The 24,529-nt window shown below is 44.9% G+C and carries 24 protein-coding genes and 2 pseudogenes; 5 read left to right on the top strand and 21 right to left on the bottom strand.

Annotated features, from left to right (window positions below; translation table 11 throughout):
- Nucleotides 1-48: 48 nt before the first annotated feature.
- Nucleotides 49-1,338 carry a PAS domain-containing sensor histidine kinase gene (locus tag DNHGIG_RS18325; protein ID WP_282200954.1) on the top strand — a complete coding sequence of 430 codons (1,290 nt, stop codon included), beginning with the start codon at nucleotides 49-51 and terminating at the stop codon, nucleotides 1,336-1,338.
- 50 nt (nucleotides 1,339-1,388) lie between these two features.
- Here DNHGIG_RS18325 and DNHGIG_RS18320 read toward each other — a convergent pair whose 3' ends face one another.
- The 3 genes from DNHGIG_RS18320 to DNHGIG_RS18310 form a co-directional block, all read right to left on the bottom strand.
- A complete protein-coding gene (locus DNHGIG_RS18320; protein WP_282200953.1) occupies nucleotides 1,389-2,171 on the bottom strand; it encodes an arginase family protein in 783 nt (260 codons plus the stop codon).
- Between the two features lie 191 nt (nucleotides 2,172-2,362).
- Nucleotides 2,363-2,533, bottom strand: a complete 171-nt coding sequence (locus DNHGIG_RS18315; RefSeq protein ID WP_282200952.1) for a hypothetical protein — start codon at nucleotides 2,531-2,533, stop codon at nucleotides 2,363-2,365.
- Nucleotides 2,505-3,578: a TIR domain-containing protein gene (locus DNHGIG_RS18310; protein WP_282200951.1), complete on the bottom strand. Its 1,074-nt coding sequence runs from the start codon at nucleotides 3,576-3,578 to the stop codon at nucleotides 2,505-2,507. Before DNHGIG_RS18310 ends, DNHGIG_RS18315 begins: the two co-directional genes overlap by 29 nt.
- A 138-nt stretch (nucleotides 3,579-3,716) precedes the next feature.
- On the opposite strand from DNHGIG_RS18310, the gene DNHGIG_RS18305 reads away from it, so the two are divergent.
- From DNHGIG_RS18305 to DNHGIG_RS18290, 4 genes are all read left to right on the top strand, one after another.
- Complete coding sequence (locus DNHGIG_RS18305; protein WP_282200950.1) at nucleotides 3,717-4,133, top strand: VOC family protein; 417 nt, start codon at nucleotides 3,717-3,719, stop codon at nucleotides 4,131-4,133.
- Nucleotides 4,134-4,414: 281 nt separating this feature from the next.
- Nucleotides 4,415-5,668 (top strand): MFS transporter, encoded by a 1,254-nt coding sequence (locus tag DNHGIG_RS18300; RefSeq protein ID WP_282200949.1) that lies wholly within the window; start codon nucleotides 4,415-4,417, stop codon nucleotides 5,666-5,668.
- Nucleotides 5,669-6,368: 700 nt separating this feature from the next.
- Nucleotides 6,369-7,505 carry a glycosyl hydrolase family 18 protein gene (locus DNHGIG_RS18295; RefSeq protein ID WP_282200948.1) on the top strand — a complete coding sequence of 379 codons (1,137 nt, stop codon included), beginning with the start codon at nucleotides 6,369-6,371 and terminating at the stop codon, nucleotides 7,503-7,505.
- A 79-nt stretch (nucleotides 7,506-7,584) separates the two neighbouring features.
- Entirely contained in the window at nucleotides 7,585-7,839 is a 255-nt protein-coding gene (locus tag DNHGIG_RS18290) for a hypothetical protein (RefSeq protein WP_282200947.1), read from the top strand.
- A 244-nt stretch (nucleotides 7,840-8,083) separates the two neighbouring features.
- Here the strand turns inward: DNHGIG_RS18290 and DNHGIG_RS18285 are convergent, their stop codons facing one another.
- The 18 genes and pseudogenes from DNHGIG_RS18285 to DNHGIG_RS18205 all read right to left on the bottom strand — a co-directional run bounded on the left by DNHGIG_RS18285 (nucleotide 8,084) and on the right by DNHGIG_RS18205 (nucleotide 24,491).
- Entirely contained in the window at nucleotides 8,084-8,422 is a 339-nt protein-coding gene (locus DNHGIG_RS18285; protein WP_282200946.1) for a DUF3870 domain-containing protein, read from the bottom strand.
- A gap of 136 nt (nucleotides 8,423-8,558) precedes the next feature.
- The gene (locus DNHGIG_RS18280; RefSeq protein WP_282200945.1) at nucleotides 8,559-9,824 is read right to left on the bottom strand and encodes an MFS transporter; all 1,266 of its coding nucleotides are present in this window, start codon (nucleotides 9,822-9,824) and stop codon (nucleotides 8,559-8,561) included.
- A 145-nt stretch (nucleotides 9,825-9,969) separates the two neighbouring features.
- Nucleotides 9,970-11,163, bottom strand: a complete 1,194-nt coding sequence (locus tag DNHGIG_RS18275; protein WP_282201473.1) for an acyl-CoA dehydrogenase family protein — start codon at nucleotides 11,161-11,163, stop codon at nucleotides 9,970-9,972.
- Nucleotides 11,141-12,367: a CaiB/BaiF CoA transferase family protein gene (locus tag DNHGIG_RS18270; protein WP_282200944.1), complete on the bottom strand. Its 1,227-nt coding sequence runs from the start codon at nucleotides 12,365-12,367 to the stop codon at nucleotides 11,141-11,143. Before DNHGIG_RS18270 ends, DNHGIG_RS18275 begins: the two co-directional genes overlap by 23 nt.
- 1,100 nt (nucleotides 12,368-13,467) lie before the next feature.
- Nucleotides 13,468-13,779, bottom strand: a complete 312-nt coding sequence (locus DNHGIG_RS18265) for an ArsR/SmtB family transcription factor (RefSeq protein ID WP_282200943.1) — start codon at nucleotides 13,777-13,779, stop codon at nucleotides 13,468-13,470.
- 110 nt (nucleotides 13,780-13,889) lie between these two features.
- A pseudogene (locus DNHGIG_RS18260) lies at nucleotides 13,890-14,571 on the bottom strand (transposase); the annotation flags it as partial.
- Nucleotides 14,550-14,705 carry a hypothetical protein gene (locus DNHGIG_RS18255; RefSeq protein ID WP_282200942.1) on the bottom strand — a complete coding sequence of 52 codons (156 nt, stop codon included), beginning with the start codon at nucleotides 14,703-14,705 and terminating at the stop codon, nucleotides 14,550-14,552. The gene DNHGIG_RS18255 and the pseudogene DNHGIG_RS18260, both read right to left, overlap by 22 nt.
- Nucleotides 14,706-14,982: 277 nt before the next feature.
- Entirely contained in the window at nucleotides 14,983-15,627 is a 645-nt protein-coding gene (locus tag DNHGIG_RS18250) for a glycoside hydrolase domain-containing protein (protein WP_282200941.1), read from the bottom strand.
- 181 nt (nucleotides 15,628-15,808) lie between these two features.
- Nucleotides 15,809-16,009, bottom strand: a complete 201-nt coding sequence (locus DNHGIG_RS18245) for an aspartyl-phosphate phosphatase Spo0E family protein (protein WP_439647755.1) — start codon at nucleotides 16,007-16,009, stop codon at nucleotides 15,809-15,811.
- Nucleotides 16,010-16,169: 160 nt separating this feature from the next.
- Complete coding sequence (locus tag DNHGIG_RS18240) at nucleotides 16,170-17,432, bottom strand: M20 family metallo-hydrolase (RefSeq protein WP_282200940.1); 1,263 nt, start codon at nucleotides 17,430-17,432, stop codon at nucleotides 16,170-16,172.
- A 5-nt stretch (nucleotides 17,433-17,437) separates the two neighbouring features.
- Nucleotides 17,438-17,710 (bottom strand): annotated as a pseudogene (locus DNHGIG_RS21130) (CapA family protein); the annotation flags it as partial.
- Between the two features lie 15 nt (nucleotides 17,711-17,725).
- Entirely contained in the window at nucleotides 17,726-17,968 is a 243-nt protein-coding gene (locus DNHGIG_RS21125; protein WP_369414734.1) for a metallophosphoesterase family protein, read from the bottom strand.
- A gap of 54 nt (nucleotides 17,969-18,022) precedes the next feature.
- Nucleotides 18,023-18,940, bottom strand: a complete 918-nt coding sequence (locus DNHGIG_RS18230) for a dihydroorotate dehydrogenase (RefSeq protein WP_282200939.1) — start codon at nucleotides 18,938-18,940, stop codon at nucleotides 18,023-18,025.
- Nucleotides 18,937-19,707 (bottom strand): iron-sulfur cluster-binding protein, encoded by a 771-nt coding sequence (locus tag DNHGIG_RS18225; protein WP_282200938.1) that lies wholly within the window; start codon nucleotides 19,705-19,707, stop codon nucleotides 18,937-18,939. The genes DNHGIG_RS18230 and DNHGIG_RS18225 overlap by 4 nt, the downstream gene beginning before the upstream one ends.
- Nucleotides 19,689-20,486: an IclR family transcriptional regulator gene (locus tag DNHGIG_RS18220; protein ID WP_282200937.1), complete on the bottom strand. Its 798-nt coding sequence runs from the start codon at nucleotides 20,484-20,486 to the stop codon at nucleotides 19,689-19,691. Before DNHGIG_RS18220 ends, DNHGIG_RS18225 begins: the two co-directional genes overlap by 19 nt.
- A gap of 70 nt (nucleotides 20,487-20,556) precedes the next feature.
- The gene (gene allB / locus DNHGIG_RS18215; RefSeq protein ID WP_282200936.1) at nucleotides 20,557-21,942 is read right to left on the bottom strand and encodes an allantoinase AllB; all 1,386 of its coding nucleotides are present in this window, start codon (nucleotides 21,940-21,942) and stop codon (nucleotides 20,557-20,559) included.
- 23 nt (nucleotides 21,943-21,965) lie between these two features.
- Entirely contained in the window at nucleotides 21,966-23,270 is a 1,305-nt protein-coding gene (locus DNHGIG_RS18210; protein WP_282200935.1) for an MFS transporter, read from the bottom strand.
- A gap of 150 nt (nucleotides 23,271-23,420) precedes the next feature.
- The gene (locus tag DNHGIG_RS18205; protein ID WP_439647754.1) at nucleotides 23,421-24,491 is read right to left on the bottom strand and encodes an NAD-dependent deacylase; all 1,071 of its coding nucleotides are present in this window, start codon (nucleotides 24,489-24,491) and stop codon (nucleotides 23,421-23,423) included.
- Between the last annotated feature and the right edge of the window lie 38 nt (nucleotides 24,492-24,529).

Raw genomic sequence — 24,529 nt, 5'->3', positions numbered from 1 at the left:
CGGTTTTTCTTATCTGCTTGTATATACCGTGGGAAAGAAGGAAGCTTGATGGGTTCTCGAAAACTTTGGAAGCCCGCGATCAAAAGAACTTTCAAGATTACGGTAGCCTACATACTGTTAGCGGGCTTTTGGATGCTTTTCTCTGATTATGTATTGCTTGCACTCATCGATGATGCCGAAAGCATTACTAGATTCCAGACGTTAAAAGGATGGTTCTTTATTCTCGTAACCGGTTGTATTCTCTATGCGCTTCTGAATTATTACAACAGGAGACAAGAACAGATTACAAAAACATTAATCGAAACGGAAGCCAAATACCGTAGCCTTGTCGAAGAAGCGCTTGTTGGTGTTTATATCTTTCAGGAGGGACGATTTTGTTATGTCAACCCTCGTTATTGCGACATTTTCGGTTATACGAAAGAAGAAATGCTATGCATGGATGTGTTAGGTTTGGTTTTACCAGAAGATCGATCAATGGTGTCTGAGAATATTCGTAAACGTTTGACTGGCGAAGTCAGAAGTCTTCGTTACCAAGCCAGGGGAATTAAGAAAGATCGAAGTATCATCCACTATGAAGTTCATGGCACTGTTACCACATTCAATGGTAAGCCCGCGATCATCGGTACATTGATAGACATTACGGAACGTAAGCGGACAGAAGAATTGCTTCGAAAATCGGATAAATTGGCGGTGGTAGGTCAATTGGCTGCAGGAGTTGCTCATGAAATCCGCAATCCGTTGACAGCACTCAGAGGGTTTGTCCAATTGCTGAAATCGACAGTTAAAGAACCAAAAGAATATTTTGAAGTGATGTTGTCCGAGTTGGATCGAATAAACTTCATTGTGAGTGAGTTTTTATTCCTCGCCAAGCCGCAGGTCGTCAATTTCGAGCGAAAAGACTTGGTCGCAATATTACAAAGTGTCATTAAGCTTCTTGAAACGCAAGCCATCATGGAAAACATTCAAATCGTAACGAAGTTTACCGACCTCCCGTCAATCCATTGTGACGAAAATCAATTAAAGCAAGTATTTGTAAATCTTTTAAAAAACGCGATTGAGGCGATGCCTAACGGGGGCGAAATTGACATTCAGGTGAAGATGCGAGATAAAGATCATGTACAAGTTCGGTTCATCGATCATGGATGCGGCATTTCTAAGGAACGGATCCGTAAGCTGGGGGAACCATTTTATACAACGAAGGAAAAAGGGACAGGTCTAGGCTTAATGATCTGTTACAAAATCATTGAAGCGCATCGGGGACAAATTCATATCGACAGTGAAATCGGCAAAGGTACGATCGTCGATGTCCTATTACCGGTCAGTGTCCCTCGCCGATAACCCTAAACGATCAATGGCGAGGGAGACTACCTGGCACCAAAATGATCTAGTTAGGAAATTTTTTTGTGTTGTGTTTTCAATACATGCAAAATTTTTTGATTCGCATATTCATTTTTTTTGATTGCGGTAAGGGAAGATGGGTGGAAAAGCTCAAGAGGGGAGATAGGGAGTTCACCGCAAATGTCAGCCCCATAAACTTTTTTGGCTGTCATGAGATGAGTCAGGATATTCAAGAGATCCTGTAGTTTCATCGTTCCTTGATCCCAGTCCGTAACCGCTTGCGTAGGATCGAGTACATCTTTGTCGATACTGATATAAACGGTGTCCGTCTCGATTGCTTGTGAGATTTTAATCCACAAGCCGTCAGAGTCGAGTGAGCCGGTTGGAAAAACAACGACTTTCGGGCGTATATCAGAAGGGATGTGTTTCAGTAAACCAGGTTGTGCACCGATAATGATGACTTTATTTAACAAGGGAAGACAACGTATGGCTCTCCTCACCCATGAACCGCACGACATAAGGGAGCTTGACGGTTCGGACATCATATCTGTGTGATGATCAAAGAGAATACAAGTGAAAGGTTCCTTGATTTCCGATAATAACAAATACGATACATAATGGTAATTCCCGCTGCCAATAAAAGTGATTCCATGCCTTGATCGAAGGTGTAATCGTCTTTGAATCGTCTTGAAAGAATCCAGTTCACAGTACCGTTTGGTTTGCGATAGATCCGCGAAGTCAATCCATTCGTGAGGGTAATCGCGAAGCTTTTCTTGGGGTATATAGGTTCTATCGAAGTTTAAAATTGTAATCCCATCATGTAATAATGCCATGAAATCCACTCCCTCATCCTGAATGAAAGTATGATTGAAGAGGAATTCGCCATTACAGAGGGTTTACAGAAACAATTATAGGGATTTTTACAGCATATGATTAATTCAGACCCCTTATGAAAAAAGATCGATACGAAAGAGATAAAAGAAACAGCCGTCCTAAGATCCGTTGGACAGCTGTTTGAAGGGATTCAAATTACATTCTTGCTGTAATCGACTTTTGCTTTGCCTACAACTTTTAGTTTCCTGCTGATCTTCCCATCTGCCGTGGGGCCTTTATACGAACGGCCAATCTCAAAAACCTCTTTTGCTCGGATTTTGTTATAGGTGGCTTCAGAACTTGGTACGGGGTTCTTTTGCATGTTGAACCCTCCTTTCGCAAACTTCACGTAATACCTTGAAAAGCCCGTAATTGTTACGTATTAAGCAATTGACGATCTCTTCAAGCTTTTCATCCGGTATCTCTTGATCCGAGTGGACGGTCAATTTTATGATTGCAAGAATCCCTTTTTGAATATTGACAGGCCAATAGAGTTCATATTCAAGCTCACGGAAATGTCTTAAATCGTTATCTTCATTCAGAAACATGTAGGATGTTTCCACTTGTTTTGTGAAATAGGTTACCAGTGTATTATCCGTTTCACTTAAATCAAATTCTTCATATCGATGAGTACCGCTGCCCGACCTGCCGATTTGAACCAGTTTACTTTTATCTTCCGACAGCTCGAATAATCGAACTGCTTGAACTTCCATTTTTTCTTCAATTATATCACAACTTGCATTAAAATTCTTGATCAACGAACCGAGAATTGCATCATAATCAATCGTTTGGAAATGGGCTTGGCGAATGACCTCATCCATAAATTTGGCCAATGACTTCACGCTTTCTAAGCGGTTCATCTGCTGTTTAAGTTCTTCCGTCTCATGGATGAATTTCCCCCGTCGTAAAATGGCGTCGATAATTACATTGCAAGCCGCATTGGTTGCTCTCTGCAAGTACGCTAAAGAAAAATCTGGCTGTTGCACATTATACTTATATGTGAGGGGGGAGAGACCAGTGAGGTCCGTGGGAAAATGGAACTGAATCCCTTCAGGCGCCAGAAAAAATGTTCGTTCCCTCCCTAACTTCTGAAGGAACATACCCATTTCAAAGATCACATTATCACGAACCGTTCTTACTTCAGTCCCGCGAAGAGAAGTGAGATCATCAGGATGGAATACAAACACAGCGAAATCACAAGTCTCTACCGCTTTCTGTAGGCTTTCGAGATTGTATTCCATGGCTCCAAAGACTCCGGTGGTCCAGGACATCGGAAAACAAACCCGGGACAAGTTGTTATGAACAGCGTTTACCAACGGAATCTGTTCTTTGGAGGAACCGATAAATACATGAATATCTTCACTCAAAAGTTATCCTCTCCCATTATGTCTGCGAAAATGCCATGAATCCCCGGTATATTTTATTTGCAACTTTTACTATATTGTACCATTATCTTGGTAGTAAGAACAAATGTTTCAACTTTTGAATGGAAGGAGCTACCTAAGATGTTTGAAACGGGCGGACTCAACCATGTAACGATTTTCGTTCGAGATCTTAAACGATCATTGGAGTTTTATACGGAAATACTCCGGATGAAGATTATACACGAGGGAGATGATTATGCGTATTTAGAGTCAGGAACGACTTGGTTTTGTATCTCTCAAAAACCTTTTGAAAAAGGAAAATATGAACAAATAGGAGTGAACCATATATCTTTAACAGTGGCATCTGAAGACTTTGATAAAGCCGTTGCACATTTGCGAGAGAATCATGTCCCTATTGTTAGAGACCCCGTAATACGTGGGAAGGGAAAAACAGTGAACTTTCTCGATCCGGATGGCTTACAATGGGAATTCCACACATCGAATCTCGCTGAAAGAATGACAGTCATTGATGAGATGGAACGAAAGAAACGAGCGTAAAGTCCCATGAGTCAAAATACACGGATACACAAAAACGAAGCCTTGACTCAATTTTCATGTTATGATATTTTGAAAAAGATATTACATGGAAGGATGACTTTTAAGGCGATGAGCAACTAATCCTATCTCCAAGAAACATTCGGTGAAGACGAAATTTTTTCTGGATAGGATTAGTATGCACTTTTATATAGACAAAAAGATGATGGGCTCAGTTCGAGATGTATTATGTCTTTTTGTTCTTGTGCTTCCTCCTGTCCAGAAAAGCGGATAAGGAGTTTTTTATGTTTGAGAAGACGGGTGATTCGACTTCAAAAGTTTCAATGGGTACGTTGTTCCGTAACCAGGTAATCCGTACAATACTATTGTCGGCAGTGTTTTTACAGATCGGAATCTGGGTGCGCAATTATGCCATCCTGTTGTATGTGATGGAGAGGACGAATGAGAATCCGGTGGCCGTTTCTCTCATCTCCGTAGCAGAATTTGCGCCGATCTTTTTGTTTTCGTTTATAGGAGGCACGTTTGCTGACCGTTGGCGTCCTAAGCGAACGATGGTCTGGTGTGACTTACTCAGCTCTGTTTCGATTTTCGTTGTACTGTTGACACTGGTGTTCGGCAGTTGGAAAGCGATCTTCTTTGCGACGCTCGTTTCGTCCGTGTTATCACAGTTTTCCCAGCCGTCCGGCATGAAATTGTTTAAGCTGCATGTATCGGAACGACTCATTCAGCTTGGGATGTCCATGTACCAAACGATATTCGCCGTGTTTATGATTTTGGGTCCTATCATCGGGACATTTATTTATCAACATTATGACATTAACGTTGCAATTGGTATCGTGGGGATTGCCTTTTTGATGTCCGCCACCGTGCTTCTGTTACTGCCGTCGGACCAAGACGTTGAAAAACGGGCAGAGAGAACGACAATTTGGCAAGAAATGAAGGCAGGATTCCGTTATGTTCTCGACAACCGAACCTTGACATTGCTTGGCGGTTGTTTCACCGCGGCGGGATTGGCTCTCGGACTCACGCAACCGCTTGCCGTTTTTCTCATTACGGAACGTCTGGGGTTGCCGAAGGAGCAACTTAAGTGGTTAATGGCGGCGAATGGAATCGCGATGATCTTGGGTGGAGGACTGACGATGGGGTTGGCGAAAAAGGCTGCTCCGCAAAAGCTTCTTGTGTTTGGGATGACCATCTGTACCTGTGGCTTTCTCGTGATGGGGCTGTCCACGCATTTTTGGTTGACACTCACCGCGGAATTTTTCTGTGGACTCGTCATGCCGTGCATCCATATCGGGATCAACACCATGATATTGCAAAATACCGAGGCCGCGTTCGTCGGTCGAGTAAATGGTATTTTAAACCCGCTCTTCACAGGAGCGATGGTTTTAACAATGAGTATCACAGGATGGTTGAAAGAAGCATTCTCGATCGTAGCAATGTTCGGAGTAGCTACTGTACTATTTATCGGCGGAATCATCTTCATACTGCCATTACTGAAACAGTCGTCGACACAAGAAATGAGTGAAATAACGTAGGAAATTGTTTCATCCACATTCAAGGGGGGCAGCCCGGTATTAGATTCATGAGGGGCTGCCCGTTTCTTGACTTGTTTTAGTATCTTTTTTACCATTCTTTTTTGAGTCCGATAATATATATTATGTTAACTAAATGAAAATTCGTCTTGTAATCATCGATGGATACCTCACGTGTCGCTTTTCCCTCTATTTCAAGTTGTTGCTTGAGCTCAGTTTCTTTGAGAAAGGTCGATCCGGGATTTAATAACATGCATCACTCAATTGATCTATCAGAATTCCTCTATTGGATATACATGGAAGTTCTATATGATGATGAGTTTGGACATACACTGCCTGTAGAATGGACTCTTAAAAGCGGGAACTCATCGCGTTTCGTGAATGATTCGACTGTCGGCCACAATAATGTCCTTTTTTATCTAAGACTTTCAACATCAAGGACTGTACTTTGTTTCCGCGTTCTATTTTCCCTGGTTTATGCAAAAACACTCCATCAAGTGTTCCCTACGTTATGAAGTCTCCCCTACTTTAACAACGCTAGTGACATACTTTTAAGCTGCTTTAGTTTCCTGAATAGATGTTCCCATGAGTTTATAAATTTTCTTATAATCCCATAAATTATTCCATATATATGACAAGCACCCATTTTCTTTCTCCGGAATATGGTGAAATCGAGGTCTTGTATCGCTAGGAGGAGAAAGGAATGATTATTCACGTCGTTCGGCCTGGGGAAAGTTTATTTTCAATTGCCCGATCATACGGAGTTACTCCTTCTGCAATTGTTGCTGCAAGTCAGCCGCCAAATCCTAACCGATTGGTTCCCGGTCAAACATTATTGATACCACAACAAGCGGTGGAAAATCGGCCAGTAATCGAAATAAATGCGTATATTGAACCGAAAGGAACACAGGAAGATGCCAATATTGTGGATCAGGTAGCAGAAGGGTTAACATATCTAACTATTTTTAGTTATCAAGTTCAAGCAGATGGTAGCATTACCACTCCAAAAGATGAAATTGCATTGAATGTTGCAAAGAGAAATCGAATTATGCCTATTCTTGCCTTAACAAATTTCTCAGCTGGCAGATTCCAGTCGGATGTTGGAAGAATGGTTCTGCGAAATCTTGAAATACAAAATCGTATCATTAATCAAGTGTTATCGATTGCTACCCAGAAAGGATATCGTGGAATTAACATTGACTTCGAGTATATTTATCCGGAAGACCGTGAAAGTTACAATCAGTTTTTACGAAATTTGGTAGATAAAGCGAAACCAAACGGTTTGATCGTTGTTACAGCACTCGCACCAAAACGAAGCGCAACACAAAAGGGTTTGTTATACGAAGCCCACGATTATGCTGCCCATGGTCAAATTGTAGATTTTTCTATTTTAATGACGTATGAATATGGGTGGTCTGGAGGACCGCCGATGGCAGTCGCTCCACCTAATCAAGTTAGGAGAGTTCTTGAGTATGCCGTTTCAGTCATGCCGAGAAATAAAATCATGATGGGAATGCCTCTTTATGGATATGATTGGACACTTCCTTATGTACCTGGAGGCGCTTGGGCAAAGCGAATCGGTACACAGCAGGCCTATATATTGGCTGCTGAAAAGGGAGGCAGAATTCAATACGATCAAACTTCTCAATCTCCTTATTTTCATTATCGAGAGGCAGGAAAATACCATGTTGTATGGTTTGAAGATGCACGCAGTATGCAAGCAAAATTCAACTTGATTAAGGAATTTCAGTTAAGGGGAGGAAGCTACTGGGAATTGGGATCTGAATTCCCGCAAAATTGGACATTATTGACGAGTATGTTTCAAATTAAAAAATTATAGGTAAATAAAATTCAAATCAGGTGTGCCACAACAGGTATTTGATAAAGAGCATATCTGTAAAAGTGAGGGAGGAAACAAAGTGTTTTACTGGAATTACTATTATCCATTATATCCGCAATTCCCACAGCATCGAGAAGATGCTTCTCATTTCGAGTTGAATCAGAGAAATCAGATCGACATGAATCAGGTCATTCAATTGTTTGAAACTCACTTGGCTGTTTCCTATGAGATCTTGAGTATGGTACGCCTCAATCATCAAATGTTGAAAACTCTAACTTCCCCTTCAGAAGAGCTCTTTTTCCAACATCCAGCGGTATATTCTAGTCAAACTTGATTTGACGTGGTCGACCTCATATGTAATATCTACTCACCAAAAAGTTGGCTAGATTCGGTTAGGATTCTACTTACTATTTTTTTAATTGTACAAGTCTGTTTTAAAATAGATGCCGTTAGAGGTGGTGAGTGCCTCCTACGGCATTATCAATTTTGCGTCCTGGAAAAAAACCTGGTTTACATTGCGAAGAATTTGGCCCGAAAAAGAATGATAAAAGTGAATTTCCGATCTTCATTCTTCTTTTTTAACCCAATTTTGAACCCTTTTTTTCAATAAGCAGTTCAAACTGTGTATATAGATCCTTTAGTGCCGCAATTAAGGCATTTGCAGCTCTTCCATGGTAATGACTGTGAATCATTTGGATTGCTTCCTCTATCCCGTCTCTTAGACTTATCCCTCTCAATAGATGGCCTATGTAATCCCTTCCATGTTCTGTAGCTAATGTACAGGAAGCTTGAAGGATCACACCGTATTTTCGATCGATTTCTGCTGTGATGGTGAGGGTATCGAATACGCTTTTTGCAGCCATTCCTTGAGGCAGTCTTGCATGTCCAGCAAGAAAGTAGGTTTTGGTTATAGGCATGATTTCATCACTCCGATTTGTCTTCTAAAAATATACTATAACGATGGAAGTTGGCAGGTCAAATCATGCATGTCCATCTGTGTTTTGTCAAATAGAAAGGAAGCAAATTCATCCTTTGCTCCCCCGAAAAAAGTGATTAAATTGACATGTCCATATCCTTTGTTTCTTTCCAAATCCAGGCCATGATAATAAGAAAGGCAGACGAACAAAGCACCCCTGTTGTCATCACCGCACCAAAGCCATAATGTGCAGAGAGCAACCCGATGATGACAGGTGTGATCATGCCTCCAAAGAAGTTTCCAGCATTATAGGTTAAACCATGCCCGGCGGATCTCATGCGCAAGGGGAAATGTTCCGCCGTATAGCTCGCATTGATACTCCAAACACCACCGGGACCGAAGAATCCAACGATAATCGCACCAATATAAAGCAGTGTATTATTGTCTAACATCACAAAGAGCGGGGCCCCAATCATGGTGCCTAATGCCGATATGGTAATAGTCCATCTTCTTCCGATCTTATCTGACCAATACCCAAAAAGGATACTCCCCAATACAGCTGCCAAATTAAGCAGGATCGTAACCACACTAACCATTGCTACGGTGAAGTGATGCTCGACTTTAAGAAAGGTAGGGTACCATGCGGAAATAGAGTAATATAAAACCAAAAACCCTGCATTGACTAAAATAGAATGAATGGTATTCCAAAGCTGTTTTCCCATAAATAGATTCAGAAGCGGAACCTTCTCCATTGATTGTGTTGGAGATTTCTCTTGACCCCACCGCTTGGATTCTTTTAATGTAAACATTGCGTAAATCCCTAATAAAATGGGGGGAATCGCTGCAAAATAAAACATTTCCCGCCAACCGCCAGTTGAATACATACTGCCATAAAGAAGACTTGCTAAGATTCCCCCTGCGGGAAAGCCAATTTCCACCAATCCTGAAGCAAGTCCTCTTTTATTACTTGGAACCGTTTCCATAAGAAGTGGAACGCCAACCGAATACATGGATCCCATGCCAAGACCAAACAAAAATCGTAACCCGTACAAAATAGTAAAGGTTGGCGAAAATCCGGATATAAATTGGAAGATTCCATACCATATCATGGATGTAATGAGCGGAATCCTGCGCCCCCATTTGTCAGCAATTACCCCCACAAAAGACCCGCCGATAAGTCTCGCAAGTACCGTGATGGATGTAACGGTTCCGAACACAGCTGCTGTCACATTAAATTCTTTCATTATGTCTACAGCAATATAGGTGAGCAATAAATAATCAAAGGCATCAAAAATCCAAGCTAGGGTCACAATGCATAAAATATTTTTTTGACTCTTGTTCAATGCGGATTCTCGTATTGCTGACGTTTGAACTTCCGTTTGTACTTCCGCTTGCATTTTCATAGGCATCTCTCCTCTAAATATAATGTAAAATCGTTTTGTATTTTAAAAAGCCAGAAATACCATCCAAAAGTATGGCTGATACAACTGGCTTCATCTTGTCTATGAATCCCTCAGAATTGATTCCTAGGCTTTATCCTCATTCCCCTCATTCTTCAAACGGCCACGCGGGCAATGTACGACGCAAAGGTTTATCCATCCGATATCCGAGCGCATACTCCGCTTGCATGAGGGTATGAATTTCCCTTGTCCCTTCGTAGATAACCGGAGCTTTCGCATTCCGCATATACCTCTCCACCGGGTATTCGTTGGAATATCCGTATGCGCCATGGATCTGTACGGCATCGACTGCCGCATTGAAGGCCGCATCACAAGCAAACCATTTAGCCAAAGAGGTTTCGCGCGTACAACGTTGTCCGTTGTTTTTCAACCAACCGACACGATAGGTCAATAGGCGGGAAGATTCCAGACCTGCGACCATTTTAGCGATCATCTGCTGAACCAGTTGATGTTGTCCAATTTTCTTTCCGAAAGTTTCCCTTTCGTGACAGTACTTTAGGCTGGCTTCCAGACAAGCCTGGATCAAGCCGCAGGCCCCAGCTGCCACAGTAAACCTCCCATTGTCCAAAGCAGACATTGCAATTTTAAATCCTTCTCCTTCTTCTCCAAGGAGATTTTCTGCAGGGACGCGTACGTCTTCAAGGAATACCTCCCCGGTATTGCCTGCTCGTATCCCCAATTTGCCCTTAATCGCCCGAGTCGTGACACCGGGGAATGTCCGTTCCACAATGAAGCAACTGATTCCTCGATGTTTCTTGTCTTTATCCGTATAAGCAAAAATCAGAAAATGATCGGCCACATCACATAAAGAGATCCACGTTTTGGATCCATTCAAAATATATTCATTCCCCACCCGTCTCGCGGTTGTGGTTATCGAAGCCACATCCGAACCCGCTCCCGGTTCGGTCAATCCGAATGCGCCAATCTTTTCTCCCCGAGCTTGCGGTACCAGATACTTTTCCTTTTGGAACTCGTTGCCCCACTGCAAAAGGGTCATGCTATTCAATCCCGTATGCACCGAAACGGCTGTACGGAACGCGGTATCTCCCCGCTCCAATTCATCACATACGATCGCTAGCGTGTTATAATCCATCCCGCTCCCACCGTATTTTTCGGGGATGCAAACTCCCATGAGTTCCAGCTCGGACAATCGTTTAAGAATCCCGCGTTCGAAGTGTCCTTTCTCATCCCACTCCTGGATATAAGGCATAATCTCCTTGTCGACGAAAGACCGTACCATCTTGCGAACTGCTTCTTGCTCATTCGTTAGGGCAAAATTCATCATCATACATCTCCTCCGATATCACTTGGTTTTCGATCATTTCATAGATTTGTTCTCTTGAATATCCCAACTCCAGCAAGATCTCCACGGTATGCTCACTGTAAAGAGGAGGATGCCGCCTCATTTCTACCGGGGTTCTCGACAACTTTAAGGGGCTTCCAACCAATTGGATTCTTTTTGCAGTGGGATGGGCGATTTCAACCCTCATATTCCTCGACCGTACCTGCGGATCATCAAAAAGCGCTTTCATGTCATGAATCGGACCATTCGGAATTCCGGCGGCTTGCAACGATTCCTGCCATTCCTGAGCGGATTTGGTTTTCATTCTCTCGCTAAGGATTTGAATTAATTCTTCACGATTTTCCACACGATTAGGGTTGGTTTTGAATTTTTCGTTGAAAGCCAGTTCCGGCATCCCCAAGACCTGCACAAATTTCTCAAACTGATAGTCGTTTCCAACGGCAACCACCATTTCTCGATCGAGGGTAGAGAACACTTGATACGGAACAATATTCGGATGCTGATTCCCTAGTCGCTTGGGGATATCCCCTGAAATCAGATAGTTGCTGGCCACGTTGACTAAAGCAGAAATTTGGGAGTCAAACAAGGAGATATCAATATGCTGCCCTTCCCCAGAGTCATTCCTTTCATGAAGGGAAGCCAAGATCCCAATGACCGTATATAATCCCGTCAGTACATCGGCTATGGCAACCCCTACTTTTACCGGCCCGGACGCTTGGTCTCCAGTAATGCTCATCAATCCACCCATGGCCTGAATGATGTAATCATAACCGGGTTGATCTTTATAAGGACCATTGGTCCCAAACCCCGTTATCGAAGCTAAAATGATCCGGGGATTGATTTTCCTCATTTCTTCATACCCAAGCCCCAGCTTTTCTAATGTACCGGTCTTAAAGTTTTGCACCACCACATCAGACTTGGTAAGCAATTTCTTGAAAATATCTTTTCCTTGATCCGATTTCAAATTTAAGGTCATGGCTCTTTTATTCCGATTGGCGCACAGGTAGTAGGCACTTTCTCCCCCTATATATGGCGGTCCCCATGCACGGGTATCATCCTTCGAGGATACTCCTTCCACTTTGAGCACCTCAGCCCCCAAATCTCCCAAAATCATTGTGCAGAACGGCCCAGCTAATACTCTAGTAAGATCTAAAATTTTGACACCTTCTAACGCACCGGCCACACAGATTTCCTCCTTGAATGACGAAATAAAAAGCCAGTCAAGCCAACATTTACTTCTTGTTGGCTTAACTGGCTATCATTCGCGAAATGTCTTCCGGGCAAGAAGATCAGACGAATGCAGGCAGTCGTTATAAATTTCAAAACTTATCAGATTGTTAAGTGATATGGGGGAAATCCGATACCTGTGGACTTACATCTATTATTCAAATTTTATAGAAAATTGTCAATAGTAATATATAAAACAATTATGTTTTAATTCAAAATCATATCATCCTGCCTACATGTGATATATTCATTTTGTAGTGGTAGTTGCAATATTATAGTCCGATATTTGTGTAATAATGGACACTCACAAAAAGTTTAATACGGTTCACCTTATCACTATTCAACTATCCTGCCCTTATGCGCAATAAGGGTCGCCCTTGGCAACCCTTTGTATCGTTTATGCCCAAATTGTGCAACAACGATGTTATCAAATCGGGCTTCACCCTCCAAACCTCCAATCGCTCCTCAATACCCGATTCCCGATGGTAGAATAGGATTGTCACCTCTCGTCATCACGAAACAATTCCTCTAAATACCGCTCTGTATGATTTAGAAATCCTTTTGTCATTTGATAATGCTCCGTATCTTCATACCTGACTCTTTCAATTGAGGTGGAATCAAAACGTTGAAATTTGATTTTTAATTTCCAATTCTTCTATAAATTAAGTCTATCATTCCCCAAATTGAAAGAAATAAAACAGAACCAAGCATTAACATTACCACACACAATACAATGGTGGTTTTAACTTTACGAGAAGATGATCGTTTCAATAAGACATATCACTCATTTCCTTCATCCTTCACCCTTTTCATTACTTTCACCTTAACTGCCACTATTTTCACCTGTAATAACATACTCTCATGCTGAACTCCCTTCTTTCATCTAACCTGCCCGCTAGCACAACAGGCTGAGCAACATCCTGTTTCATTTACAGCGGGACATCAGGACATCGCTTTGATTCAGTCGTTAGGTGAACACAGTTTTGCGGCTATGATGATGTGGGTACAGCGAGCGATATAACCATTCTCCACTTTTTGTACTACAGCTAGCAATGACTACTCCTCCTCGTCCAGATGCTTCTCAAGGGCATCCAGTTTCTCCGACCAAAATTGCCGATATGGCTTCAGCCAGTTATCTACTTCAGCCAAAGGCTCAGCCCGTAAATGGTAGCGGTGTTGCTGCGCGTGTTTGTGAACCTCAACGAGTCCGGCTTCGCGGAGAATCCGAAGATGCTTGGAAATCGCGGGCTGACTCAAAGAGAAATGTTCGGCAATTTCTCCAACAGTACGATCTCGAACTCTTAGGAGATCCAAGATACGTCGCCGGTTCGGTTCCATCAATACCTCGAAAATACTATGGTTTTTCATGTATATTATTTTACTATTTGGTTATATAACTTTCAAGTAAAATACAAGTGATACTCGATAAAAATGCTGACACTCTTTTTCAGCTAAAATAGGGTTTGCTGAACGATTCGTTATCCAATAACAGAACCCATACTAAAGGTTGGAAAGTAGTATTTGAAAAACGTGAAAAAGAGAACCCGTAATTGCCGCTCCAGGTTCATGACGAGAAGTTGTAAGGCAATAACGGTTTCGCTGGTCTGTTGAAGGCGCGCCTTAATAAGCCCGAGCCCATACCCGCGCTTGCCTTCACCAAATTTTCCTTCAATTGCATTGCGTTCCGATGCATCCCTTCGCTCCAATCGCTTCTGCTGCGTCTGTTCGTTTCTCGATGGACGGCCAAGCTGTGGGCCACTCAGACGGATGCCCCGTTCTTTGTAATGGTGAAGATTGTCACGGTTACGGTAAATCTTGTCCGCCAATACCGCTTCCGGATAGTAGCCGAACCGTGTGATAAGCTTCCACTGATTCTTGCAACGTGATGCCTTCGTTGAAGTTGTCCCATTGCAGCTTTTCCATCAGGGCGTAGCCATCTACCAAGCTAATGGCGACTTTGGCACCAAATTCGACGTTGGCTTTGAGTTTACCTCGCATAATGGGACGCACATGGGGCTGTGAGATGCTGACGATCCGATCCTCAATGCGGTGGGAGCGTTTCGTGTACATCTCTCTTTGTTGCCGGTATAGTTCGTGGATAACCAAGAGCTGCTTGTACTGTTGCTTGCTTAAGAGTGCTAGGCTGCTTTGTTTCTGAAGATCAGCCACCATTCTTTCCACCATGGAATGAGATTCACTAATTTCACCCATCGGTTGTTTTTATTCAATTTGCCGCCAAAGGGCAGAAAGAAATCATCGGGTAAGATGAGCTGATTTTCGATCATTTTATACACATTCACACACTCCAAGTGCAAGGATTTTCGAGGGAATCCTACAAAATCCATGCACATGAATTCGTGATAAACGTTCGAAAATTCTTGTGAATACTGGATTTTTTTTATTATTCAGCAAGCTCTAAATAATTTTCTATCATATGTTTACGGTATGGCTACCTAAACAACAAAAAAGACCACCTAGCTATACTAGATGGTCTTCCTCTTTGGAGCGGGTGAAGGGAATCGAACCCACGCTGTCAGCTTGGGAAATCGGGATTTTGTTTGGACACGGGAACTAAAAGAGATGGGCGATCAATCTTTCATCCATGATGTTCGTATCGATCGGACAGGTTTTAGAATCCCTCCCGTATTGCCACACCCATACATTTCCTCCGCAGTGTAGGGTGTGAGGGGCAAATCCTGGGGCGGATTGGGCGCTTGTCACATGTTTTTCCGGTTGGGCGCTCCAAAGCACCGTTTCGCTGCGGATGCGGCTGTCTCTCGCCGCCTGGCAAAATGCGAAACGGAACGGCCCACGTACCGGGTCGTGATAAAAACCGGACCTGTAACCGGAATTGCGTATCGCTTGAACCCAGCCGCGAATCCATGCTTCATTCACGCGAAAAAAATGCTCGATGTTGGCGAAGAGAAAGGTCCCTCGCTGAATCCCCAGCCTATTAGCGTAGCTGGCCGCATGTCTGGCTTCAGTGGCGCCGTTTTTGTAGCCTACCGCATGGCGGAAGCGGTTATAAATCGGCAGGATTTTGATTCCGTGGCTGTGAAGGAAGGAAATTTCCTGCGTGGTGAGACCGGATGACGCGCGTGGAACCGTGGAGAGATACCTCCCCCAGAAGCGCGGTTTTCCGAATTGTCTGATAACACATTGGTACAATTGTTCATCAGCTGGTGAAGCAGAATCAACTCCCCAAGCGTATGGCATGCACACTCCCCTCCATCTTTGACTTCCATATCATATGCGGTGCTTTGCCTGCTTGGTATCTCATGCGGAATCCTGAGTTTCAATTCCTCAATGAATTAGCATACATTCGACTTCTGCAACCGGGGCTTTTGCCAGGGATCTTTCTCAGGATAGACGAGACAGATTCCCATAACCTGTATTGTCAAACGCGGCAATTGCAAAAGCTCGGCAACTCCGTGCGGATCATTCCGGATGCCCTCTGATATTGAATAATTAACTCATCAAGTTGTTGACTGATTTCCACTACAGCAGGATCACTAAAGTTTCCTTTTTCCATAGCCACCTTAACCATATAAAGACGTAACTGCTCTATTCGGAACTTAAGATTTTCTAGATCCACCATTTCACCCTTATATTTTAAATATTTGATTAATTAATAATATTATTTGGATGTAAACACCAAAAAAGACGGATTCACAGCGTTAGTCACTGTAAACCATCCTATGAAGAACGACAACTTGTTATAGATATTTCTTGACCCCAAGTCCGTCAGTATATTATTCTTAAGCTCTCCTGTTCTTATTTTCCAATTTAACAGACTGTTGGCTCACCAACATTGCAAGCACATCATATAGCACGCCTGCTCCGATGGCGATGTCTTCCGGACTGGTATATTCCGCTGGGTTATGGCTGATTCCGGATACAGAAGGGACGAACATGAGCGCGGAAGGACAGCAATGCACAAGATTCATCGCATCATGTCCAGCACCGCTTGGCATGAGCCGGTAGGGAATTTGACGGGCAGCACAAATCTCTTCAATCATCAGTTTCAGTTCATCGCTCATAAAGACAGGTGACTCATCGGAAATCAACGTCCATTCCCATTCGAGTGTTCGCGATTGGCAAATCGTCTTCAATCTGTCTTTCAACGCCTGAACCACTCGCTGTTTGCTGCCAGAGTTTACGCTTCGGATATCCACCTGCATCCGCACTTCCCCCGGTACCACATTCATGGCGCCTGGAAATACCTCACACACGCCAACGGTCACAACCGTTCCATGAGATTCCTCTGATCGTCCGCATTGTTCCGCAGCGAGAATAAACTCAGCCGCCGCCGGAAGCGCATCACGCCGGTAGGACATCGCTGTGGCTCCAGAATGGGAGGCAGTGCCGCGAATGGTCACTTTCAGTCGTGTAGGGGCAGCGATCGCCGTTACGATACCGATTTTGTCTCCGGTCGCCTCGAGGATCGGTCCTTGTTCAATATGCAATTCCACAAACGCCAATAAATCGGTACGAATCAGACTCCGAAAATTATCAAGTGAATACCCGAAGGGCTGGATAGCCTGTTCAAAACTAAACCCGTCGCGATCCGTCAGTTGTCGTACCTTTTGCTCTTCAAGCAGTCCGGCAACCGCTTTGCTCCCGATTGTCGACATACCAAAACGTGATGATTCTTCGCAGGCAAATGCCACGATTTCAAGCGGATAGTACGGAACGATCCCTTTTTCCTTCATCGTTCGAACGGCTTCCAAAGCCGCAAAAACACCGAGCGCTCCGTCGAACTGTCCGCCGTTTCGTACAGTATCCAGATGGGAACCGCAAAGAACTACCGGACCGTTCTGGTTTTCCCCATTCCAACGGGCGTAGGCGTTTCCTATCGAGTCGAAGCGCGTTTCCAACCCTAGCTCCTTGCAAAGTTTTAAAAAATACCGGACGGCATTACGTTCCGATACCGTATAGGCCAAACGGTTCCAACCGCCTTCCGTCTTACCGAATTCGTTTACCGCCTGTAAATCCCGGTATAAACGCTCAGATCGAATCATGATGTTCACCTCCTGTCAATGACGCCCATTCCGTTCTCCACTCGAATTGAGGTGCCAAAAGGTTCCGACAGTTCTTGGAGATCGTTTAAAATCCTTTTTGCATGTGTCCGTGAGGCAAGTGCCGGACGTCCACGCCGGGATCGCGGCAAATGAAATCCGAGAGAAATCGGTTGATTCGCTTCAGCCAGATTCCTCCCGACGCCTGCATGCACCCATCCACCTTTATCAAGATGTTCGAGGGTTACCATAAGTCCGTTATGGGACCAGTCCAACGTATGATTGTTCGCCCAAGCCTACATGTTAAATCCTAACCATTCGAGATCGGACAGTACCGCCGGTCGCGCCGCCGCCCATGTACCACCGCTTGACGCCGCAGGATAAGCGTCAAAATCATGAATCGTAACTTCCAAATTGGTGAACCGGACATCCGCTTTTTGAAATAGCAACCGGATCCCCACCAAATCTGTTTCCGCGCGGGGAAGTCTTTGTGTGATAAACGAATCTCCGGTTGCAATGACTGATATGTTGCTGCTCATATTTCCCCCCGAACGATTGCTTTATTTTCATGAAAAGAGACAATGGGTTCCCATTTACGTGTCTGTTCTTGCCAGGCCAATGATATCTGTCACACTTGTGTATCCTTCACTGTCCAAATACTCCCGGATACCTGTAATAATCTTTCGCATGGCCAATGGGTCACGAAACGAAATGGTTCCGACCTGTACGGCCGAGGCTCCGGCAAGTAAAAACGCGATCGCATCCTCCGCACGGGATATCCCCCCTACTCCGATTACGGGTACTTTCACGGCCCCGCAAACTTCATACACCATCGCCAGCGCGATCGGCTTGATCGCAGGTCCTGACAGACCCCCTGTTCCCCTGCCAAGAATCGGCTTTTTCTTCCAAATGTCAATCTCCATTCCGCGTATGCTATTGATCAGACAGATTGCATCCGCTCCGGCCGATTCGCTGATGCTTGCCATTTCGACGATATCGGTCACATTCGGTGACAGTTTAGCAATGATCATTGCCTCAGTGGCTTCCCTGACTGCTTCCACACACTCCCGCAACAAGACCGGATCCTGCGCCGGAATCACTCCATGTTCCAGATTCGGACACGACAGATTGATTTCGAGTGCGGCGACTGTGGGTTCCTTCCCGAGTTCACGGGCCAAGATTGCGTATTCCTCGGGTGTAAAAGCGGAAATGCTTGCGATAACCGGTGTCTTTAAGCGGGACCATTTTTCCCTTAGTATCGTTCGAAAACCTTCTAATCCATAGGAAGGAATCCCGATCGCGTTTAACATCCCGCTTGGCGTTTCGGCGAGTCTGATCGGAATGTTTCCGTCCCGCGGCTGCAGAGTCGTGCTTTTTAAGACCACCGCTCCCAATTCATCCGGATGAAACGGACCATCGTGTTCCGGGTACCAGTCGAAGCAGCCGGAAGCAGGCATAACGGGATTTTTAAGCGACAATCGTCCTAATTGGCAACGCAAATCTGCACTCATATGACCACCACACTTTCCGCGCGATACAACGGCCCCTGGATGCAACAAAGCGAATACTTGCGCGATCCCTGCCGCATTTCGATCGCACATCCTTTACAGTAGCCGATACCGCAAGCCATCCGTTCTTCCAAAAAAACATAGACTTGAAACCCGAACCGAGCTCCAAGTTCTTCACAATGACTGAGAAGCCGTTTAGATCCCGAAACATATACAGCATCCAGGTGCCGTCCCATATTAAGCAACCTTTCCAATTTGTCCGTTACCCGGGAATGCTGCTGTTCATCTGTTTGTGTATGCACCTCTCCCAGGAGTTCAAAGTCTTCCTTGCCAACGAGTAATTTTTCAGTTCGGGCAGACAGCAGGCTGATTACCGAGCCACCTTCCTCCGATGCAGCTTTCGCCACCGGCAACAAAGGCGTAATTCCCACCCCTCTGCCTACCAATGCTATTGTTTTTCCAAGATAGCTGTGCTCCACGGCGGAACCGAGAGGACCGGTGACTGTTATTTCCCGACCGGGAGCAGCAGCAGCCAACATTTTGGTTCCGAATCCTTTCACTTTGTACACTACGTCGAATGATTCATTTGTATAGTGAAAAATCGCCATCGGCCGCGGCAGAAAAGGCTCTCCTTGCCAAGAACGGAGCATCACGAAATGTCCGGGGCGACACATTCCCGCTATCTCGGGACAATGAATTTCGATCCGCCAAACATCTTCGTCTATATGATGATTAGCTGTTACAATTCCGTTTACATACTGCCATCCCATACTCTCCCTCCTCTCGTCGAAGTCAGCAAATGGGCACTTGCAATATGTTCACTGGCCTTTTCCCCGATTTGTAGCAGTTCATTGATTAGAAGCTCCCGGTGCGAGTTGATGTAAGAAGTGCTTCCGATTAGACTGATACTGAGGAGCGCTTCTCTTTTTCCATGAAAGATAGGGGTCGACATCGCTGTGACACCGACCTCCAATTCTTCTTCACAGAAAGCGATACGGGATTTGAAAACCTCGTTTAATTCGGTGATGCGTCCCTGAATATCCGTTTTTGTAAATTCGGTATACTTTACCGGCTTCTCTTTTAAAAGAAGCGCATTCACGACACTGGGCGGTTGAAAAGCGAGAATCGCCTTGGCGGCCGCCGAACAGTGCAGGGGCATTCTTTGTCCGACATGGACGAAGTACTTGTTCCGACTTGTGGAAGGCTGCCGGGTGTAAATACAATAAACTTCACCCGAATCAAACCGGCATAAGTAGGTGTAAAGGTCAGTTCTTTCGGCAAGTAGGTCACAATAGTCCGAGAGCAAACCGGACGGATCCTGGCCGACCAGAAACCTGCTTCCCCATTGCATGGACTTCGGACCCAATCGGTATTTCCTCGTTCTTGGATCCTGAACAATCAGTCTGTGTTCGACCATACTTTTCAACATCCGGTGCAGAGTTCCTTTGGTGAGGCCGGTTTTCCTGGCTATCTCAGTTACTCCCAAGCCATCCATGCCTCCCTCGCTGACCGAATCCATTACGGCCGTGAACCTGTCCATCCATTCCATTTCGATCAGTCACCTTTTGTAAAGTAGTAATTTCGACCTCATGGTACACGAATGTGAAATTTTCAGAAGATTATTTCTGTGGCTTTATCAATTCTCCAACCGGTTCACCGATGACCTGCCCGTTCTGTACAATTTGTTGCCCGCGCAGGAAGGTGGCAACCGGCCAGCCCTTTATGAGCGTGCCGTGAAATGCGGTCAGCGGCTGTTTGCTGTGCAGATTCTCATTTCGGATCTCTTTCTTCATTGACATGTTCACCAGCACAATATCCGCGTCGGCGCCTGGTTCGAGTGCCCCTTTTTTCGGATAAATGTTAAACAGTTTCGCCGGATTCTCGGACAATTTTTGCACAACAAACGGAAGCGTGATTGTGCCGCGGTTCACTTCATTCAACATCAGCGGGAGCATCGTTTCCACACCGCACATGCCTGCCGGAATCGAGAACAGGTCTCCGTTCTTCTCTTCCAAGGTATGAGGCGCATGGTCGGAACAGACAAGCGAGATCGTTCCATCGAGAAGACCGGACCATAATGCTTCCCTGTCACGTTTGCGTTTCACCGGCGGATACACTTTCATTGCCGGACCAACCCGCTCATAATCATCCGCATCCAAGAACAGGAAATGCGGACAAGTTTCGGCGGTTACCGGGATTCCCTTCTTCTGGGCATCCCGCACCAATTCGACACCTTCAGCAGTGGACATATGCAAAATATGCAGTTTGGCGCCGGTTGCTTTACTGAATGAGATTGCGGTTTGAATCGTCAGTTCTTCCGCTAGGTTGGAGCGTGCCTCCAACAATGCTTCATAATCGCGCCGACCACTCTTCGCCACACGCTCGGTCATCGCCTGAATCAGCGAGTGGTTTTCCGCATGAATCGCTAGTAGTGATCCGGTACGGGCAACATCCTCAAATAGTTCATATACTTCTCCGTCGTTCAGTGGAGGGATTATGTCAGGCATGCCCGGCTTGTAGTTGTAGACAAGCTGGAAGCTTTTCTTGTCGAAAGCGTATCCCCAGAAGAATTTCAATGCGATGGCACCGGCATCCACCAGTCCTTGCAGATTCTCTCGATTTACCCGTCCCAGGCAAAGCCCCCAAAGTGCATAATCAACATAAGCGCGGGACTTGAGTATTTCCGCTTTTTCGCTAAACTTTTCCGCGTTCAAGGTTGGCGGATTGGTATTCGGCATATCGAATACAGTTGTAACCCCACCGACAGCCGCCGCCCGCGTTGCGTGTGGAAAATCCTCCTTATGAGTGTGTCCAGGATCACGGAAGTGAACGTGTACGTCCAGACAACCAGGTAACACGTAAAGCCCGGTGGCATCGTATGTCTTGTCCGCCTCAAATGCCTCATTTGTAATTTTCGCTATCTTTCCTTCTTTGACATAGACATCGGCTTTTTTGATTTCCTTTCCGGTGACAATCAATCCGTTAGTAATCCGCAAATCGTACATCGTCAAATCCTCCTTCGACAGTCCTATTCCAGTTTGACTCCCTTTGTCTCAGGCACCAACGTCAACATCACCAACAGCCCGATTGGATAAATCAGGAAGATTAGTGACATCGCACCCAGAATGTTGCCGCCGACTGCGAGCGCACCGATCAGCGCAGGGCCAAATCCGGCAAGTCCCCGACCGGTCCCAAAAATGAAATTCTCTGCAGTGGAACGAGCTTCAGATACGTAGTTCTCAGCCAAGATCGCTCCGAATCCGCCCATCATACCGTTTACGAAAAATCCTAACAATGCACTGCCCCAGAGAAGCACCGTCTGGTCTTTGAATACGAAGAAGTAAATCACACAGTAGATCGTTCCTCCGATGTAATAGAGAGCAAACGTCTTCTTGCGTCCGATTTTATCCGCCAGTATTCCGAACAAAAGGATTCCGACCAGCATGCCGACTGTTGAGATGAAAAGCCATCCACTTGCCTTAGCCAGAGTGTATCCATATTTTTGCGATAAGACGGTGGGCATCCAGGTGAAAATCCCGTAGTATCCGAAATTCTGGATAAAGCACATGATGGTCAGTCCGATGGTAGTAATCGTAAGTTTCTTATTGGAAAACAATTTGGAAAGTGGAAAGCCAGCCAATTTGTCATACTCAGCCAGTTCTTCAGCCGAAATCGTACCTGCCTGAGCCTTGGCGCGCAGCATCTTTTTGCGTTCGTTGCGGCTCTTCCAGATTTCCGGTTCTTTCAGACCAAAACGTACGTACGCAGCCAACAGGGCCGGAATCAGACCAAACAGGAACACGGCCCGCCAACCGAATGTAGGAACGACCGCAGCAGCGAGCAGAGAAGCCGAAAGAACTCCCAACTGCCAACCTACTGCCACCAACGAAGTAGCTCTTGCGCGCAACTTTGGCGGCCATGATTCAGTAACAACCGCCATACCGATACCAAACTCACCGCCTACTCCCATACCAACCAAGAAGCGTAAAATTTCTAATTCTGTATAACTTGCCGCAAAGTACATGGATGCGGTAGCTACAGAATAGAGAAGAATTGTCAAAGAGAAGATACGGATACGACCGTAAATGTCCGCAAGGAATCCAAACAGGTAGGAACCGATCAACGTTCCGATCGTAGTCATCAATGTAAGATTGCCGGCTTGCGCAGGAGTCAAACCGAACTCTTTGATAACAAATACAAGAACGAATGATAACAACAACATGTCAAGACCGTCTGCCGCATAGCCCAAAACTGATCCCAACAGAGTTTTGGCCTGTTGCCCTTTTGATACCAGTTCTTTATGTACCACAATTGGTACTTCTTGATTTTGCATTTGATCCTCCTCCTTTACTTTTGTTCCTCTAAGCGGTACATCGTCTCGTTTATGGGTAAAAAATAAAGTTCCTCTGTTAATTACAGATTACCATAGATCATAAAAATTCTAAATATTGTTCCTGAAATTTTTTCTCTGAATTGTCCCAGGTTAGAACAAGATCTCATTTACTTGTTGCAGGATTTCCCCTGCTTTCCCTCGAACGACAAGATCAAACATCTGATCCTGATCGGTTGATTCGGCATTGATAAGGACTGTTTTTCCTTTCGATATAGCCGGAAGTTGATTAACCGGGTAAACTTGAAGACTTGTTCCGATGACCACAACTAGATCCGCCTTTTGAATTGCATGCAAAGCATTGTTCCAAGTATATTGGGGTAACATTTCCCCGAACAATACAACGTCAGGCCTTAACTTTCCACCGCATGTGTTACAACCTTTTCCTTCTAAAAATGCATCTGCATCGGCCGGCAACTCGCAATTTTGACACCGGATCTTCCGAATCGATCCGTGCAATTCATACACTTGTTTGCTCCCAGCCTGTTGATGAAAGCCGTCCACATTTTGCGTCGCAATTGAATGAATAAGCCCATTCTCTTCCCATTCCGCCAGTATGTAATGTCCTCTGTGTGGCTGACATTTTTCGAGTCCCCTGATCCGAAACTGATAAAATTGATGAAACAGGTCGTAGTGATTCTCCAATGCATTGACAGTGGCTACTTTTTGAGGATCTATTTGCCTCCACCACCCGTCCTTTGATCGAAAGTCTGGAATCCCACTTTCGGTGGACATTCCGGCTCCCGTGAGAACCACTGTAAATTTTGATTGCCTTAACCAAAGAGAGAATCGAGCCAAATCAGAATCTTCCGGGAAGCATACATCAAACCATTCCTGCAAACGATTGTTACGAGCGAAATCACGAGTACGCCGAAGAACCTCTGACCAAACTTTCCATTGAAACTCGGGATGCACCTTGAGAGGGTGAAGCTGTGCCCAAGGGTATCGGTCTAACAGTTTCAGTGCTTCTTCCCAGGTATTTACAATCTCAGAGCGATTCCGTAATGGGTTGGTAGACGCATACCCCTCATCGAATAAATCATCAAATCGTGTTGATTCATTGGATTCCCTGCAATACTTCCAACCGTCCGGAGTTTGAATCCCTAACAACGAGATTCCCCCACCTTCGCCTGCAACGCCTACAATTACCTCATAATCTTTCATCTTTAAAACTCCTTTCCCATTTGATTGGCACTATACGA

This window comes from Collibacillus ludicampi (genome assembly GCF_023705585.1).
In the GTDB taxonomy this organism is placed as follows: domain Bacteria; phylum Bacillota; class Bacilli; order Tumebacillales; family BOQE01; genus Collibacillus; species Collibacillus ludicampi.
This window is presented reverse-complemented; position numbering and strand designations above follow the sequence as displayed.